At 58.3% G+C, this 16,546-nt stretch carries 13 protein-coding genes and 1 pseudogene; 6 read left to right on the forward strand and 8 right to left on the reverse strand.

The annotated features are described in order from the left end of the window. Positions 1 to 388: 388 nt before the first annotated feature. The 3 genes and pseudogenes from OKC42_RS03695 to OKC42_RS03705 form a co-directional block, all read right to left on the reverse strand. A pseudogene (locus tag OKC42_RS03695) lies at positions 389 to 1,383 on the reverse strand (NAD(P)H-dependent flavin oxidoreductase). Then, positions 1,380 to 1,664: a helix-hairpin-helix domain-containing protein gene (locus tag OKC42_RS03700; RefSeq protein WP_270819061.1), complete on the reverse strand. Its 285-nt coding sequence runs from the start codon at positions 1,662 to 1,664 to the stop codon at positions 1,380 to 1,382. The pseudogene OKC42_RS03695 and the gene OKC42_RS03700 overlap by 4 nt, the downstream one beginning before the upstream one ends. 72 nt (positions 1,665 to 1,736) lie before the next feature. Then, positions 1,737 to 2,378 (reverse strand): ribonuclease T2 family protein, encoded by a 642-nt coding sequence (locus OKC42_RS03705; protein WP_139401114.1) that lies wholly within the window; start codon positions 2,376 to 2,378, stop codon positions 1,737 to 1,739. Positions 2,379 to 2,581: 203 nt separating this feature from the next. Between OKC42_RS03705 and OKC42_RS03710 the strand changes: the two genes are divergently transcribed. Beyond that, positions 2,582 to 3,142, forward strand: a complete 561-nt coding sequence (locus tag OKC42_RS03710; protein WP_005343397.1) for a gamma carbonic anhydrase family protein — start codon at positions 2,582 to 2,584, stop codon at positions 3,140 to 3,142. Positions 3,143 to 3,222: 80 nt separating this feature from the next. On the opposite strand, the gene OKC42_RS03715 is transcribed toward OKC42_RS03710, so the two are convergent. Continuing rightward, complete coding sequence (locus tag OKC42_RS03715) at positions 3,223 to 4,131, reverse strand: SAM hydrolase/SAM-dependent halogenase family protein (RefSeq protein ID WP_270819062.1); 909 nt, start codon at positions 4,129 to 4,131, stop codon at positions 3,223 to 3,225. A gap of 198 nt (positions 4,132 to 4,329) precedes the next feature. Here OKC42_RS03715 and OKC42_RS03720 point away from each other — a divergent pair, with 198 nt between their 5' ends. The 3 genes from OKC42_RS03720 (at position 4,330) to OKC42_RS03730 (ending at position 7,765) form a co-directional block, all read left to right on the forward strand. Further along, positions 4,330 to 4,794: a hypothetical protein gene (locus tag OKC42_RS03720; protein WP_270819063.1), complete on the forward strand. Its 465-nt coding sequence runs from the start codon at positions 4,330 to 4,332 to the stop codon at positions 4,792 to 4,794. Between the two features lie 126 nt (positions 4,795 to 4,920). After that, positions 4,921 to 6,420 carry a GGDEF domain-containing protein gene (locus OKC42_RS03725; RefSeq protein WP_270819064.1) on the forward strand — a complete coding sequence of 500 codons (1,500 nt, stop codon included), beginning with the start codon at positions 4,921 to 4,923 and terminating at the stop codon, positions 6,418 to 6,420. Positions 6,421 to 6,517: 97 nt separating this feature from the next. After that, positions 6,518 to 7,765, forward strand: a complete 1,248-nt coding sequence (locus OKC42_RS03730; RefSeq protein ID WP_021229495.1) for a DEAD/DEAH box helicase — start codon at positions 6,518 to 6,520, stop codon at positions 7,763 to 7,765. A gap of 84 nt (positions 7,766 to 7,849) precedes the next feature. Here the strand turns inward: OKC42_RS03730 and OKC42_RS03735 are convergent, their stop codons facing one another. Together OKC42_RS03735 and cphA are read right to left on the reverse strand one after the other, a co-directional pair. Beyond that, complete coding sequence (locus tag OKC42_RS03735) at positions 7,850 to 9,121, reverse strand: hypothetical protein (protein ID WP_270819065.1); 1,272 nt, start codon at positions 9,119 to 9,121, stop codon at positions 7,850 to 7,852. A gap of 215 nt (positions 9,122 to 9,336) precedes the next feature. Then, positions 9,337 to 10,101, reverse strand: coding sequence for a CphA family subclass B2 metallo-beta-lactamase (gene cphA, locus OKC42_RS03740; RefSeq protein WP_270819066.1), 765 nt, complete (start codon positions 10,099 to 10,101; stop codon positions 9,337 to 9,339). Between the two features lie 744 nt (positions 10,102 to 10,845). Here cphA and OKC42_RS03745 point away from each other — a divergent pair. Continuing rightward, positions 10,846 to 11,904 carry a hypothetical protein gene (locus tag OKC42_RS03745; RefSeq protein WP_270819067.1) on the forward strand — a complete coding sequence of 353 codons (1,059 nt, stop codon included), beginning with the start codon at positions 10,846 to 10,848 and terminating at the stop codon, positions 11,902 to 11,904. Positions 11,905 to 12,018: 114 nt separating this feature from the next. On the opposite strand, the gene OKC42_RS03750 is transcribed toward OKC42_RS03745, so the two are convergent. Together OKC42_RS03750 and aguA are read right to left on the reverse strand one after the other, a co-directional pair. Further along, a complete protein-coding gene (locus tag OKC42_RS03750) occupies positions 12,019 to 13,722 on the reverse strand; it encodes an amidase (RefSeq protein WP_270819068.1) in 1,704 nt (567 codons plus the stop codon). A gap of 137 nt (positions 13,723 to 13,859) precedes the next feature. Beyond that, positions 13,860 to 14,957, reverse strand: coding sequence for an agmatine deiminase (gene aguA, locus OKC42_RS03755; protein ID WP_270819069.1), 1,098 nt, complete (start codon positions 14,955 to 14,957; stop codon positions 13,860 to 13,862). Between the two features lie 155 nt (positions 14,958 to 15,112). Between aguA and OKC42_RS03760 the strand changes: the two genes are divergently transcribed. Further along, entirely contained in the window at positions 15,113 to 16,066 is a 954-nt protein-coding gene (locus OKC42_RS03760) for a LysR family transcriptional regulator (RefSeq protein WP_270819070.1), read from the forward strand. Positions 16,067 to 16,546 lie beyond the last annotated feature (480 nt).

Below are 16,546 nucleotides of genomic sequence, written 5' to 3' on the forward strand. Positions count from 1 at the left end.
TGTGTTGCTGCGGGAGTGGAATTCTACTCAACCGCCTTCTCGAGTCAAGCCTTATTTTCAAAGGCTTTTCGAGGTTATCGACTTGGCTTTCTGCGTTGCCGCTTGCCCTGTCGATGTGGCGCATTATAGAGATCCAGCTCACATTGGCAAGGCTTTACCGCAATAAAATTGCAAAAAAGTGCAATTTCTTAGTTATTCATATCAACACACAGCATTTATACAGACTTATCCACAACCAGGGGTGAAGTGAGGACGTTTTACACCGGATAAATGCCTTACAAGGGTACTGGCCTGGCACTCATCCACCATTGCCGCACTGTCGCGTCTAACGCGCAGCGCCCTCGACATCTTCTATATAAGAAGGCGTATGAGGCATATATAGAAGCACTTATCCCAATCCAGCCTCTTTGACCCAGCACGCTATCAGCTCGCCAGCGGGAAGATCCCGGCAGCCCGATACATCCTGCCCAGCCCAGAGCGGAGAGAAGCCACTGTCCCCCGCCTTCTCGGCGGCAGCACGCAGCGGTGCCAGTGCGCCACTGGCATAGGGGAAGTGAGGGGCAAGATCCGAGAGCGGGCCCAGCTCACGCATCAGACGGTTGACGATACCCCGCGCCGGGTGGCCACTGAACAGATTGGTCAGTGCCGTCTGCAGGCCTTGGGGTGAGTGAAGGGAGGCTCGATGCAGCGCCGAGGTGGTCGCTTCATGGCAGCAGAGAAAGGCGGTGCCCATCTGCACGGCACTCGCCCCCAGCGTCAGCGCGTTGGCGATCCCATTGCCATCGACGATACCGCCAGCTGCGATCACCGGCAGATCGGTCACCGCGAGGATCTGCGCCAGCAGGGTCAAGGTGCTCTGCTGCAAAGCGAGATCATCAGAGAGGAAATGACCGCGATGACCACCCGCCTCCAATCCCTGGGCGATGATGGCATCGGCACCGTGGTGAGCGAGCCATACGGCCTCCGCCACCGTGGCGGCGCTGGCCAAGACCTTGGCCCCCGCAGCCTTCACCCGGGCAAGCAGCTCGGGAGCGGGCAGGCCGAAGTGGAAGCTGACCACCGCCGGTCTGAACTCAGCCACCATGGCGGCATGTTCCTCATTGAAAGGGGCACGACTTAGCGCCGTCGTAACGGTTGGGGGAAGTATGCCGAACTCGGCGTAGTAGGGAACAAGGCGCTGCTGCCAGCGGGCCAGTGCAACGGGATCCGGTTCCCGTTGCAGATGGCAGAAGAAGTTGATGTTAAATGGCCCAAGGCCACTTTGGGTAAGGAGCCCAAGCCGCCCGCTCGGGTCACGGCCAGCGCCAGCTCGCTGCCCTGCACACCGGCCATCGGCGCCTGAATAATGGGATAACGCATCCCCAGTTCGGTAAAGAGGCTCATCCATTCACCCCGTTTGTCGCATCCGCCGCCAGATGTGCGCGGGCCAGCGCAATGGCGCCGTCGATGGCACTGCGCGCCTGCGGGCTGTTCTGCCAACAGGTCGAGCCCAGCATGCTGGCCACCAGCTGGACGATATGGGTGGTGTCGGTGTCGGCCTCTGCCAATCCGGCCAAGGTATGGTAGCACAGCTGTTCGAGCCGCCTGACAACGGTCGGCCCTACCCCTTTCACCCCGAGCAGCAGGGCCCGCTCTGTCGGGCCAAACCGGTTGTTGCCATCCATCTGTCAGACTCCTTTCCGATAACCGTGGTTACACATCAGGCCCGCGAGGGGCCCGATGAAGAGAGTGGAGGCTTAACGCACGCTGCGCAGCAGGAAATCCGGCTGACCACAGGAGCGGCGCTCACGCTTTTGCATCTCGGCGGAGCAGGTGACCGCATCCGTCCCCTCTTTATTGACGCAGATATAGATCTCCCGCAGGAAGCGGCCACCATCGGCGCAAGCCACCGTGATGTTGTCGGGGGCTAGCCACTCGTTGGCGCTCGCCAAATCGGCCTTGAGCTGGAAACTGGTTTTGCGCAGCGGCTCTTCCGGGGATTGATAAGCCGCCGGGATCTTCACCTTCTGGCGCAAATCGCTCGCCAGCTGATGGAAGTCCTGCTGGCTCAAGCCGGAGCAGGTACCGTGCTTCTCCCACTCATGGCGATAGAGGAAACGGCTGGGGTAGAGGTCGGCAAACTCGCTCTCCATATCGGGATTGAGCCGTTCGCGGGTGCAGTTGCTGGGGTAACCGCGATCGTACTGGGGCCAAAGACCGTGCAGCACAAACCCCAGCTTGCGGGAACATTGGTCCCGATCCGCCGGTTTGACGGCGCAATGCTCGGGCGACCAGGAGAGCGCCATGGCGTAATAGTCAAACTCCCCCGCCTCCCCTTTGGCCTGCACGGCCGAGGAGAGCAACAAACCACCCGCCAACAGGGCAATCATCTTCTTCATCTTTATATGTCCACCTAACGCGACTCGGGATGACAGCCATGCTCCCATATTCTGGCGGCGGGAAACAGCCATGCCGAAACGGCATACGACAAGGGTCAGACCAGTCAGGGGTTTCACCAGAGGGCGAGCAGGGGTAAGCTGACCGACCGGTAGGCTCCTCGTCCACCACCAGATAATCCCTCTTGGCAACCACAGGATGTAACATGATCCGCAAGAATCCCTCCGGCCATCTGCCTGTCATCGACGAATCCGCCTATATCGACAAGACCGCCATCATCTGCGGCAAGGTGATCATCAAAGAGAATGTCTTTGTCGGCCCCTATGCGGTGATCCGCGCCGACGAAGTGGATGCCAACGGCGAGATGGAACCCATCGTCATCGGCGCCAACTCCAATATTCAGGATGGCGTGGTGATCCACTCCAAATCCGGCGCCGCCGTCACCATAGGCGAGTACACCTCCATCGCCCACCGCAGCATAGTCCACGGGCCGTGCGAAGTGGGGAACCGGGTCTTTATCGGCTTCAACAGCGTGCTGTTCAACTGCCATATCGGCGACGGTGCCGTGGTGCGTCACAACTCGGTGATCGATGGCTGCGATCTGCCGCCGGAGTTCTACGTCCCCTCCACCACCCGCATCAACCAGCAGAGCGATCTGACCCATATCCCGCGGGTTTCGGTCGATGCCGCCGAGTTCTCCGAAGACGTGGCCCACACCAATATCGATCTGGTCAAAGGGTACAAGGCGCTCTCCAACGAGTTCTGATCCCTTTCTTTATTACCAGAGAACAAAACGGGCGCCGAGGCGCCCGTTGCTGTTTCTATCTCTACTTATATATGTGCGGGTCAGGAGCACTTCTTCAGGCTGATATGCCAGTTGGCACCGGATTGCACCTGATGCTTGGCGGCGAAGCTGTCCATGTTCAGCGCCACCGACACCTGCAGCAGGCTGTTGAGGTAGACCAGCGGCTGACCTTCCGGCACATCGCCGAAGCTGCTGACGTACGGCGCCTTGCCGTCATATTTGACCACATCCCCTTCGCGGATCTTGATGCAGGCGTTATCCCCCTTGTTGATCCCCGCCTTGGTCAGCAGAGCATCGTCGATATTGGTCCAGACGTTGCCGTACTGCACATCGAGGATCGGGATGGTGCCCTTGAGGGTGCCATCCTTCTCGGCGACCGCAGGCTGATAGGGGATCTTCACCACTTCGGCGGGCAGCAGCGGGCCGACCTGCTCGTAGCTGATGGCGCCGGAGGCGAGCCGTGCGCCGGTATAGGCGTACACATCGCGGCCATGGAAGGTGTAGGACTTCTCGGAGCCCTTGAGGCGGTTGAGCTTCTCATCGATCTGGCGCACCGCCTCGATGCCGAAGTGCTCGGCCACCAGGGTCAACGTGCCGTTGTCCGGAGTCACGATGTAGTGGCCGCTCCTGGTCTTGAGCACCACTGACTTGCGCTCGGTGCCGACACCGGGATCCACCACGCTGACAAACACAGTGCCCTTGGGCCAATACTGCAGGGTCTGGTAGAGGCGGTAGGAAGCTTCCCAGATGTTGTAAGCCGGGATCTCGTGGGTCAGGTCATAGAGCGGCAGGGTACGATCCACCCCGAAGGCAACCCCCTTCATGGCCGACACGGCGCCATCTTTGAGGCCGAAATCGGTCTGGATCACCAGCGCTTCGTTGGCAGCGGCGATGCAGCTTGCCAGCATGAGGGCGAGCGCAATGGCGCGGGGAGCGGTACGAATATCCATATCTGAACTCCTGAATCATCTGAGGATAACGAAACGGCGACAGCCATTTAGACATCCAGACTGCCACCAATGGATTTTTTTGCAAGGGGTTTGCAACAAAGTGAGGAACGACTCGCAGAAATTGTGCTCGCCAAACGTCGGCGGCGGGGGTATCAAAAGCAGAACAGGAAAACGTTTACAATACAGGAGCTCAGCACCATGACACAACCCGTACCGGAGATGATGACCCTGCTGCTGGAGATTGGTGAACAGAGCAGCCAGCTCTGGCTGAGCCAGCCAGATGCGGCCCCGTCACAATACCCGCTGGCCTTTGGCACCCACGCCATCCAGCCCGGACCGTTTCGCAATGCGCCACCCACCCCGCTCGAACTGGAGCGGGCCATCATGGTGGTGGAAGATGAGCTGATGCGCATTGCCCCGCAGATCCCGCCCGGCTTGCAGCTGACCCTGCGCAGCCAGCCATCACTGGCCGAAGCGCTGGGGGACAACCAGCTCGACCGGGATCTGGTGGAGCAAGCCTTTGGCCAGCTGGCCGCGATGGCGGAAGGGGATCCCCTCGCCGCCAGCTTGCTGCCACGCGACGAGCACTTTGCCGCCGTGCTGCTGATCGTCAGGGAGTGGCTGCACCATCTGGCCAGCGAGAGCGTGCTGATCGTGGAGTAGGGATAAATAAGTGGTGAGGGCTTCAGCTTCTGGCAAGGTTTGTCGGTGGATCCTGTCGGGATTTCCTTCGCGTATACTTTGCCCGTATGGCGCCCGCGCCCCTATCGGTACTCTAACCAGACACCTATGACCTTATTTTCAGGTAACCTCCCAGCCTTGCGCTGGCCATCGGCGTGTGCTCGCCAGTTTATCGTCAAAGTGGCCGGATTGGCCCTGCTCGCCCTGACCGGGCTGGGCACTGTCTTCTACTACACCTATCTCACTATCCAGCACGACATGGATCTCATCACCGCCAGACAGAAGAACGTGTTCGAGGTCTTCTACCAGCGAGCCAAGATCCTCAAGGTGGAGAACATCACCAGCTATCTGGCACAACACCATCTGCTCGATCAGCCACCGCCCCCAAATAGCGTCGGCAGCGACTATCTCTACGGGTATGACCTCAAAAGCAAATACCGCTTTGCCGATATTCCGCTGCAATACCCGGCAGCCAATATCCTCAACACCTTCCGCTATGCCCTCTCCTACCCGGAGGTGATCAACATCTACACCATCTGGAATGACTACCGGCTGATCGGCATGGTGGCCGACAACAATGTGCTGCCCACCAGACTGGCGCCGATCAAGGTGGATCTGATGACACTGCCCGCCTGGTATCACTACTTCGGTTGCGCCAGCTTTGCGCCCGGACGCCCCTTGTGCAGCGCCGATGAAGCCTTTGTCTCCGATATCGAGATCGACAGCTTCAGCATGCGCAACACCATAGTGATGTACTTCCCCTTCATTCATCAGTCGGGGCGCGGCGGTTACAAATACGGGCTGCTCGGTATCGATATCGCCGTCGATGAAGCATTTAACGATGTGCTGCACCCCTTCGACACCATCAACCCGACCCGCACCAACATATCGTTTGAAGCCGCCGAGCCCTGCCGCCCGAGGCATCTCTGCCTGAGCAAACCCTTTATGCGCACCAAGGCGGGGGATGATCTCTATCTGAAGTGGTCCTACAGCTGGTTCGATTTCGTCAAGCTGGCCCTGCAAAGTGCGGCCTTCAAGGTCTATCTCATCGTGCTGTTGCTGGGCATGGTGGCCTGGAAGCAGATCTACCTGCGGCTGCGCACCCTGGCGCACACCGACCACCTGACCCGGCTGCCACGCAGAGATGTGCTCTGCCAGAGTCTGCTCCATGAGCACGACTACCTGATGATCCTCGATATCGACAACTTCAAGTCGATCAACGACACCTATGGCCATAGCGTCGGGGATCTGGCCCTGGTCGCCTTTGCCCGCCATCTCAGAAGCAATATCCGCAAGGTGGACAGCGCCATCCGTTGGGGCGGCGAGGAGTTTATCGTGCTGTTCAAGGGGATGGAGGATGACGAGATGATGATCCACTCCGCTGGTCGCCTGCTGGATCGGCCATTGGGGATCCCCGAGCTGCCCACCCCCATCACCTTCTCCGCCGGGGTGATCCGCATTCGCGACTACCTCACCGTCACCGAGGCGGTGCATCTGGCCGACGAGCTGCTCTACCACGTCAAACAGCACGGCAAACACAACATCGCCTGCTACGAGGGCAAAAAGATCCGGCTGATCCGCCCGTTGCCGGACGACGCAGAGGCATAGCCGCCTTCTGCCGCTCCCCCAGCTTCTGTTACCATCGCGGCCACGATCACTCATTGCATCGTGGCCGCAGGCCGCGATAACCCCGACTGGTGCCCCTATGTCCACAGCCTCCTTTGCCGAACTGGCCCTCTCCTCCCGCTTGCAGCAGACCCTGACCGAACTGGGCTATGCCGCACCGACCCCCATTCAGGCTCGCGCCATCCCGGTCATTCTGGCAGGGCGGGATCTGATGGCGGGGGCCCAGACCGGCACCGGCAAGACCGCAGCCTTTGTGCTACCGCTGCTGGAGCAGTTGCTACAACAGCCACAAGCAGAGCCCCGCCCGCTCCGCGCGCTGGTGCTGGTGCCGACCCGCGAGCTGGCGGTGCAGGTCGCCGAGAGCGTGGCGCGCTACGGCCAGGGCACCGGTCTCACCAGCACGCTGGTCTACGGCGGGGTGAGTATCGCGGCTCAGGTCGAGGCGCTTCAAGCCGGGGTGGATATCCTGATCGCCACCCCGGGCCGCCTGCTCGACCATCTGCGTCAGGGGGCATTGAGCCTGGATAGCCTGCGCCATCTGGTGTTTGACGAGGCGGATCGCATGCTCGACATGGGCTTTATGGACGAGATCAAGGCGCTGCTAAAACAGCTCCCGGTGGATCGCCAGACCCTGCTCTTCTCCGCCACCTGCGACGACAACCTGTTTTCCTTGAGCAAGGTGCTGCTACGCGACCCCGAGTTGATTGAAGTAGCGCCGCGCAACACCACGGCGGCCGAGGTGGAGCAGCGGGTCTACACGGTGGATAGCGATCGCAAGCTGACGCTGGTCGAACACATGCTGAAAGTGAAAGGGTGGGCACCGGCGCTTATCTTCAGCCGCACCCGTCAGGGGGCGGACAAACTGGCCCAGCAGCTTGGCAAGGCGGGCATCAATGCGCTGGCCTTCCACGGCGATCTGTCGCAGAGCGCGCGTGAAAAAGTGCTGCTGGAGTTTCGCGCCGGTACCCTGCAGGCGCTGGTCGCCACCGACGTGGCGGCTCGCGGCCTCGATATCACGGATCTCAACTATGTGATTAACCTCGAGTTCCCCTTTGTGGCCGAGGATTACGTCCACCGTATCGGGCGCACCGGCCGTGCCGGCAACAAGGGGCTCGCCATTACCCTGTTCAGCCCGGAAGATGCGCCCCTGCTTGAGAAGGTGGAAGCTGTGCTCGACACTCGCTTGCCCCAGCAGTGGTTCCCGGGCTTTGAGCCGGATCTCACCCGCTTCGAGCCCGAGCCGCGCCGCAACAGCAAGGCGGCCCAGAAGCAGCGCGCCAGAAAGCAGGCCCTCGCTGGCAACAAGGGTGGCAAGGGCAAGCGTTAAGCCTGCCCTGCGCCGCCAATAAAAAAACGCCCGCACGGGCGTTTTTTGTTATCTGACAGGAGCCTGCTCTTGGCGAGTAGCCCCCTAGCGGGTCGCCAGCACCAGTGGCAGGGATCGCAAAATTTGCCGCTCCGCCAGGGTCGAGAGAATAAACATCACCATATAGCCGAGCCCCAGCGCCACGATAATCGCCACCACATTGGCAGTGAATTTAGCCACCAGATAGTAGGCGGCAACCAGTGCCACTATGCCCGCCAGCCGGATCAGCAGGCTCTGGGTAAAGTGGCCGTGAGCCTTGATATAGGCGAGCTGATAGCCGTTGAGCATCATAAAGATAAAGAAGATGGAGAAGTGGAACAGCACCGGCACCGCCCCCACGTAGTCGGCGGGGAAGAACAACAGCACCAGCGGCTTGCCCGCCAGCAGCATCAAACCAAAGAACGCCAGACTGACGATGGCGAAGAGGCGGAAGATCCAGCGGCGAATAAGCCTTATCTGGCGGTGATCGCCGTTGCGCAGATTGACCGCCAGCTCAGGCAGCACAAAGCGGTAGATGGGGAAGACAAACAGGGTGGTCATATAGGTGAAGATGGGACGCACCACCACCTGAAAATCCCCCAGCTCGTCGATGCTGAAGTGGCGGATGGTGAGCAGCACAGTGATGTAAATCATCAGGATGCTGGCCCCCGCCTCCAGCGAGGCGGTAAAGCTCTTCTTCACATAGCTCACCATCTCGGGGCCGAGCGCCACCTTGGCGAGCGGCCTGGTGGCGATGGCCCGGCGGCGCGAAACATACATATAACCGGCGATAGCGAGCGACGAGAAGGTCAGCCCGTAGAAGAGCGAAGGGAGCGCATCCATCCCGAGCCCAAAGTAGCAGGCCATAAACAGCAGACCGTTGGCCAGCGGCTCCAGCCAGGTGACCCGGTTGGAGAGCGCATACATCCGGTACATGGCCACCAGATTGGTGAAGTAGACCTTGAGCCCCAGCCCGAAGATGACCCCCACCAGTTGCAGATACTCCACCCGGATATGGAGCCCGTGCTTGATATAGGGGATCACCGCCCCCCAGGTGAGCAGCACGATGCCGATGAGGAAGTAGCGAAAGATATTGATGATGTCCCGATCGTTTTTGGTCTGGGAGTAGCTCACCACCATGGAGGAGCGAAAACCTGTCATCAGGATAAAAGAGAGGGAGATCAAATCTACCACGCTGTTGAACAGCGCCAGCTCCCCCTTGGCGACCCACTGCGCCAGCCACACCTTGAAGGCGAAGCCGATAACGATGCTGACCAGTGAGGCCCACATCCCGGTGATAAAGGCCTGCTTGAGGCGCGCGAGAGAGGCGTATTGCATAACGAAAATGGATAACTTTCAGGGAAAAGAGAGAGGGCCATCTTATGAAAGCCTCCCTCCCTTGAACAGCGTTAATGCCACGCACTCACAGCCACCAAAAAAGCCGCAACAGCAAAACCCCCGCTTATTTCCTGAAAGCGGGCGTTTTGTGGTGTGCCGTTATGGCTGCTGATTGCAGCGATGGCACGGCTTGCTGCCAGTCTGTCGCACAACCCTTATGACTGCGGCACCGCCTTGATCAGCTCCTCGTAGTGATCAATCAGCTCGGGGCCGTGCAGCGGCGAGTCGTGACCGCCAATCACCGTCTTGATCGGCAACTTCATCGCTTTCAGTCGCTCGATGGTCTGCGGATAGGCCTTCACATTGGCAAAGCTCAGGTTGCCCAGCTTCTCCTTGAGGATGCAGTTGCCATAGAGCACCTGCTCGTCGGGGAAGTAGACAAAGATGCCGTCCGGCGTGTGGGCCGGGCCCGCGAAGAAGGCGCGCACCTTGCCCTCTTGCAGCGTGAAGTCGCCATCATGCACCACGTTAGGCAGCACCAGCGGCAGATCCGGATACTCCGGCAGCCCCTTGCGGGTAAAGGCGACAATCTCGGCCCAGTCGCTCTTCATCAGATCCCGGGTCTGGCGCGTCGCCACCACCTTGGCACCGATGGACTTCCAGTAGGCGTTACCACCCGCCCGGTCGGTGTGGTAGTTGGTGTTGATCACCTCTAGCACCGGCTTGCTGCTGACCCGTTTGATCAGCTTGTGCAGCTCGCGGGCGGTATCCGGCGTCCAGGTCGCCCCCACCACCGTCACCCCCTTGGCCCCGAAATAGACCATGGAGTTTTCCTTTACGTAGTAGTTATCTTCAACCACGTAAACAGGGCCGCTCACCTGCTTAAGGGAGATCCCCGCCGCCCGCACGCTGCCACCCCAGAAACTCGCCATCAGCACCACGGCTCCGGCCAATGTGCACTTTATCCAACCTTTCATCATCTTGCTCCCTCGAACCAACCGCCCCCTCGCCACCCCTGTGGCAAGCCGGGCCTTTTAAGCAGTGGGCAGAAGATACGGGGGATTTGTGAGGGGAAAATGAGGCTGTGTGAAGAGAAGGTGAAGTCTGGGGGAAGTCAGGGGAAAGTACGGAAAAATCGGCAACGACCCCCTGTTCGCGAACGTCCGAATACGCTGCGCTATTCGAACCTGCAACACAGATAGCGGCCCCTCACCCTAGCCCTCTCCCGAGGGAGAGGGGATGGCCCGTGCCAATTCCAAACTCCCATCCCCACCCGAACCTCGTACGTAAAGCACAGTCAGCTGAACCGTTTTGCTCCCTTCTCCCCTTGCGGGAGAAGGGCTGGGGATGAGGGGGAGGTAACAATATGCCACATCATGTAGGGTCGATTAGCGCAGCGTAATCGTCCGTTTACCGCGAATATCCTGATAGCAAGAGAAGCAGGAAACCCTGAACATCAGCGGCCTCTCGGCGACCTCCTATCCGCGATCGTCCGAATACGCTTCGCTATTCGAACCTACGGCCTGATATATAAAAATGGGCTTCAATCTAACCCAAAAGAAAGATTATACTAAGGAGGGTGAGAACAAGTACCCTCCACAACAAAACTGAAAATTTTAGTCGATTTAATTCAAATGCTTACAAAGGCGTATTTTTGTACTTGGTGACTTATTCGCACCTTCCCTAACTAATACAGTATTAAACTTATTATTGGAGATTCAAAGTTGAGCATCACTTTTGAACATATTGATGATACCTTGCAGATCTACCTAGATGGCAATTTACTCACATCCATCAGCAAAAAAGAAACCAATGAATACAGTTATATTTGGGAGCCAAGAGATCAAGGATATGTCATAAACAAATTATCAGATATAACTGTAGATTCGTTCCCTGATCGTTTGATGATCTCTGACAACTATAAATCACAGTCATTTAAATATTTAGAAATGGTTGTGTTAAACAAAAAGAAAAATCACATAGAAGTAGAATACTCCTTGGTTTTCAATTACAAGGATTGGTCTGAACTTGTCCCACCAGCATATATATCGCAACACTATGAGTCAAAGCTCACTGGTTTTTGTGAAAGTGTCGACTTAATTGACGATGATGGCTATGGATTAATTTTTGAAGTTAAGGACGTTATTGAAAATGGTAATGTTATTGATGAGATTGAACGTTTTTCACATGTAGCAAGATTAAAACTAATAGAGTTAGAAAAAGAACTATTAATGAACGTAAAATCAGAATTGATAGTTAAAATTTTCAAATTCCCAATCGGCTATGAAGTAATCTGTTCCCAATATGTTTTATGGTTCGGCGAACTACTGAAACATATTGGAATTAATGCTGACGTATCGACTGAAAACAAAGAAGGATACACTTTTCTAACCATTACTAAAAAAGATGAAAGTGCATTTAAAGAAAATATAGAAAAAGCCTTGTATTTATACCTATCACTTCCTTATTCAGATCACATTCCAGTAAACCAAATAAAAAATGACATTGAATCAAAAATATTTATTCAATCTCTACAGCAACAAGTAATGTTTTTTACTCAACAATGTGATATTAAGAGTTCTATCATAGAGCTTCAAAATATCTCTAATGGTAAATTACAAGAACAATTACAATCAGCGAAAGAAAAAATATCTTTATTGGAAAGTTTACAAAATGACAGATTGAATTTATTCGATGGTGCAATATCATTAGTGGAATATAAAATAGGCCCTCTAGTATTCAACCCTAAGCGGATACTAAAAAAATTAATAAATGAGCAATAAAAAACCTTATACATCAAAATTAATAGGCATGAAATATCTATATAAAAACCACCCGCATAACGGGTGGTTTTTTCATTATCTCAGAATGAACCCGAGAAATTTAACTCACAACAATCAAACCAACGGTGGCGTGCGTGGCGGCACCTTGCGCTTGCTGCCGGTGGACTCGAAGGCCGAGGCGAAGCGCAGCAGGTTGTTGTCGTCATAGGCGCGGCCGGCGAAGGTCAGGCCCACCGGCATACCGATATCAGCCATCACCCCCATGGGGACGGTGACGGTCGGCACGCCGAGGTGGCGAATGGCGAGGTTGCCGTTGGCAACCCAGATGCCGTTGCTCCAGGCGATATCGGCAGAGGCCGGATTCACATCCGCATCAGCCGGGGCGACGTCGGCGACGGTGGGGAACAGCACGGCGTCGAGCTTGAGCCCGTCCATCCAGTCCTCCAGATCCAGCTTGCGAGTCTTCTCCAGAGCGCGCAGGCCGTCCGGCACTGTGGCGATCTCGTCCCAGGATTTCAGGCCGCGCTTGGCCATATTGACGTACTCGTCCATGCCCGCTGCCAGATCGCCCTCGCGGTTCGGCAGGGTGCCCGGATCGTGGGGGAAGATCTTCGGCCCATCGACATCCTCAAGCTTGTTCAACTTGGGATCACCGTTGGCGCGCAGGAAGTCGTCGAACGCCCAGCCGGAGAGCTCCCACAGCTCGTCGTTGAGGAACTCCGGGCTCACGATGCCGCGATTGAACACGGTCGGCGCGCCGGGTCGGTCACCTTCGCAGTTGGAGACCAGCGGGAAGTCCACTTCGATGACGTCAGCGCCAGCGGCTTCCAGCGCCTGACGGGCCTGCTCCCAGAGGGCAATCACGGTCTCGCGGGTATGGATGCGCTGACCGGTCGGGCCGCCGATACCGGGGTTTTCGCTGGTGCCGGCTAGTTCATCCTTGTTGATAAACATGCGCGGCACGCCGAGGCGCTTGCCCTTGAGGGCATCGGCCTTGGCTGCCAGCTCCAGATAGGAGGCCGGACGCACTTCGGAGGCCTTGGGCAGCTGCACCCAGGGCTGCATGCGCCACAGATCGCCACGGGTGTCGGCATCGTCAGCCACTACCACGTCGAGCACTTCCAGCAGATCATTCATGGTGCGGGCATAGGGCACCACCACATCCATGGTCGGAGTCAGCGGCCAGTTGCCGCGCACCGAAATCACGCCACGGGACGGGGTGTAGGCGCACAGGCCGTTGTTGGAGGCCGGGCCACGGCCGCTCGACCAGGTCTCTTCGGCCAGACCAAAGGCGGAGAAGCTGGCGGCGGTGGCGGTACCGGCCCCGTTGGAGGAGCCGGAGGCAAACGGCGCAGTCAGGTAGTCGGCGTTGTAGGGGCTCTCGGCACGGCCATAGACGCCGCGCTGCATACCGCCATTGGCCATCGGCGGCATATTGGTCTTGCCAAGGCAGATGGCACCGGCGGCGCGCAGGCGCTCAACGGTAAAGGCATCGCGCTGGGCCACCAGATCCTTGAAGGCCGGGCTGCCGGAGGCAGCGGTCAGCCCCTTGACCAAATAGCTGTCTTTGGCGGTGTAGGGGATGCCGTCGAGCGGCCCCAGGGTCTCGCCACGGGCACGGCGGGCATCAGAATCTTGCGCCTCTTTCAGCGCATCGGGATTGACGACCACCACGGCGTTGAGTTTGGTGGCAGTCTCGGGGCCGTTATAGGCCTCGATACGGGCCAGATAGGCCTTGACCAGTTCGACCGCTGTGGTGCGGCCTGATTCGAGCGCGGCACGCAGCTCGGCAATGGAAACCTCGGTCACTTCGATCATTTAGGATCTCCTGTAAAAGGGTGACTGTTTGTCATGATGATCGCCGCATCAGCGCCTGCGACCATCACATCATCAAGAGATAAAACCCCACGGCGTGGGGTTTTGAATACCAACCTCAGCTGGCTTGGAACAGGTTCTTATTTCCCTGAGGGGATTTGCTGAGTAATGCAGTGAATATTGCCACCGCCCAGCAGGATCTCGCGAGCCGGCACGCCGATCACGGTGTGCTCCGGGAAGATCTCTTCCAGAATGCGCTGGGCTTCGCCATCGGTGGCGGCATCCAGCAGCGGATAGACGATGCGATCGTTGGTGATGAGGAAGTTCACATAGGAACCGGCCAGACGACCTTCGGCCTCGCGCGGCACACCGCTGCCGCTCTCGACACCGGCAGACTCCTCTTCAGTGCAGAACAGCGGGCCCGGCTGGGGCAGCTTCCACACTTTCAGCTTGCGACCCTTGGCATCCACCGCCGCTTCCAGCACCTTGAGGGCGGCCACGGAGCGGGCGTACTGGGGATCGTTCTGGTCATCAGTCCAGTGCAGCGCCACTTCACCCGGACGCACGAAGCAGCACATGTTGTCGATGTGGCCGTCGGTTTCGTCCATATAGACGCCTTCGTCCAGCCAGATAAAGCGGGTGACGCCCAGATAGTCGCGCAGGTGAGCTTCGATCTGCGCTTTGGTCAGGTGCGGGTTGCGGTTTTCGTTGAGCAGGCACTCGGCGGTGGTCAGGCAGGTACCTTCGCCATCGACATGGATGGAGCCCCCTTCCAGAATCAGCGGCGCATCGTAGCGAGCCATGCCGTGCTGGGCCAGCATCTGGGCAGCGACCTCTTCATCCTGATTCCACGGGTAGTAGAGACCACCCTTGTGACCGCCCCAGGCGTTGAAGCCCCAATCCACTCCACGGCACTCGCCGGCCGCGTTGGTGACGATGGTCGGGCCGGTATCGCGGGCCCAGCAGTCATCGCTGTTCATTTCAACCAAAGTAACGTGGGCGGGCATGATGGCGCGGGCCTGCTCCATAAACTGGGCCGGCACCCCCATAAAGACCGGGGTGGCACCGCCGATGGCATCCGCCACCTTGGCGAAGGTCTCTTGCGCGAAGCGACCGGCTACGCGCCAGTTGTCCGGGCGAAACGGCCAGATCATCCAGACGGCCTGCTGGTGCGCCCACTCGGCGGGCATGGTGAAGCCGTCGGCGGCCGGCGTGGAGTTAATGGTCTTGATGCTCATCGCAAGGCTCCTTGCATGGATTGAGGCCCCCGTTTACGCCCGATGCGGCGCGGGAACCCGGAAAAATAAGAGTGGGTCGCAGATTAAGACGTTGCGCCCCCATCCATCAAATGAATAGGATGGATTGTCCCATAAACACGGCGAATAATCCCCCCATGAAACTGCACCAGCTCGACCTCAATCTGCTGCTCGCGTTTGACGCCCTGATGACGCAGGGCAGCGTCACCCGCGCCGCCGAAGCGCTCTTTATCAGCCAGCCCGCCATGAGCCACTCCCTTAACCGGCTGCGCACCTTTCTCGGCGACCCGCTCCTGGTGCGCACCCCGCAGGGGATGCTGCCGACCCCGCGCGCCCAGCGGCTGCATCTCGGGGTGCAGCAGGCACTGCGGCTGCTGGAGCAGCAGCTCACCGAAGAAGAAGAGTTCGAGCCGAGCCAGTCAAAGCGGCGCTTCGTGCTCTGCACCACAGATTACGTGGAGTGCGTGCTGATCCCGCCGCTTATTCAGCGGCTCAGACGGCTGGCGCCCGGGGTCACCATCGAGATCCGCATCCTGCGCGACACCCTGCCCGAAGCCGAGCTGGCGAGCGGCGAGATCGATCTGGTGCTGGGCTTTGACGAGTACATGCAGGTGCCGGGGTATCTGGGCAAAGAGACCTGGCTCACCGAGCCGCTGGCCGGACTGGTACGTGCCGATCTGCCTATTGCCAAATCGGCCCCCGCCGGTACCGAGGATGACCCCTCCCGATGGCAGGAGCGCATCACCCTGCAGCAGCTCATCGCCATGCCCCATGTGTTCCACTCGCCGCTGGGCACCTCGGAGGCGAGCCTCGACCGCTATCTGAAGAGTCAGGGCTTTAGCCGCACCATCTCGGTCAACAGCCAGAGTTATATGTCCGCCGCCGCTATCGTCAGCCAGAGCGATCACCTCTTGGTGCTGCCCAGCATGGTGGCCGAGCTGCTCGCCACCCACTGGCCGCTGAAAAGCCTGCCGCTGCCCGAAGACGTGCCCGACTACCACCTCAACTGCGTCTGGCACCCCGTGCACGCCCAGCAACCGGCGCTGGTGTGGCTGAAAGATTTGATGAAGGAACTGGTGGGGCCGAGGTAAGGCCGCTGCGTCTGGCATACCCCATCGCCGCATACGCAATAACCGGCGCTGGTGTGGCTCAAGGATTTGATGAAGGAGCTTGTTGACCGACCATGATGCCCAAACCGAACCTCGATCAATTCCCTCTCCCTCTGGGAGAGGGTTAGGGTGAGGGCGGCTCCCTCCCCCCTCATCCCCAGCCCTTCTCCCGCAATGGGAGAAGGGAGCCGTTACGCTACAACTTGCAGCATCGCAGTCAGCCAGCCAGCCAGGCGATTCCCAATACATTCGAAAAGTTATCGCCATCTGCTATCACCCAATCCAGCTTCCCCAGCTCGAATAAGGCAATAGACACAGTGCTGATCAACCAAATCCCGACAACGACTCGATCTGTTCCCTCTCCCTTTGGGAGAGGGCTAGAGTGAGGGAATGCAATATCCAACCACTAAACAGATGGGAAGCTGGCTATATCTATAAGGCGATACAGAGTGGGAGCAATTA

It is taken from the genome of Aeromonas sp. Y311-2, from assembly GCF_027706025.1.
Taxonomy (GTDB): domain Bacteria; phylum Pseudomonadota; class Gammaproteobacteria; order Enterobacterales; family Aeromonadaceae; genus Aeromonas; species Aeromonas veronii.

Excerpts from the sequence above, each read along its gene's own strand:
- OKC42_RS03700 (WP_270819061.1), bottom strand. The coding sequence starts at position 1,664 with ATGGATGGCAACAACCGGTTTGGCCCGACAGAGCGGGCCCTGCTGCTC.
- OKC42_RS03705 (WP_139401114.1), bottom strand. The coding sequence starts at position 2,378 with ATGAAGAAGATGATTGCCCTGTTGGCGGGTGGTTTGTTGCTCTCCTCG.
- OKC42_RS03710 (WP_005343397.1), top strand. The coding sequence starts at position 2,582 with ATGATCCGCAAGAATCCCTCCGGCCATCTGCCTGTCATCGACGAATCC.
- OKC42_RS03715 (WP_270819062.1), bottom strand. The coding sequence starts at position 4,131 with ATGGATATTCGTACCGCTCCCCGCGCCATTGCGCTCGCCCTCATGCTG.
- OKC42_RS03720 (WP_270819063.1), top strand. The coding sequence starts at position 4,330 with ATGACACAACCCGTACCGGAGATGATGACCCTGCTGCTGGAGATTGGT.
- OKC42_RS03725 (WP_270819064.1), top strand. The coding sequence starts at position 4,921 with ATGACCTTATTTTCAGGTAACCTCCCAGCCTTGCGCTGGCCATCGGCG.
- OKC42_RS03730 (WP_021229495.1), top strand. The coding sequence starts at position 6,518 with ATGTCCACAGCCTCCTTTGCCGAACTGGCCCTCTCCTCCCGCTTGCAG.
- OKC42_RS03735 (WP_270819065.1), bottom strand. The coding sequence starts at position 9,121 with ATGCAATACGCCTCTCTCGCGCGCCTCAAGCAGGCCTTTATCACCGGG.
- cphA (WP_270819066.1), bottom strand. The coding sequence starts at position 10,101 with ATGATGAAAGGTTGGATAAAGTGCACATTGGCCGGAGCCGTGGTGCTG.
- OKC42_RS03750 (WP_270819068.1), bottom strand. The coding sequence starts at position 13,722 with ATGATCGAAGTGACCGAGGTTTCCATTGCCGAGCTGCGTGCCGCGCTC.
- aguA (WP_270819069.1), bottom strand. The coding sequence starts at position 14,957 with ATGAGCATCAAGACCATTAACTCCACGCCGGCCGCCGACGGCTTCACC.
- OKC42_RS03760 (WP_270819070.1), top strand. The coding sequence starts at position 15,113 with ATGAAACTGCACCAGCTCGACCTCAATCTGCTGCTCGCGTTTGACGCC.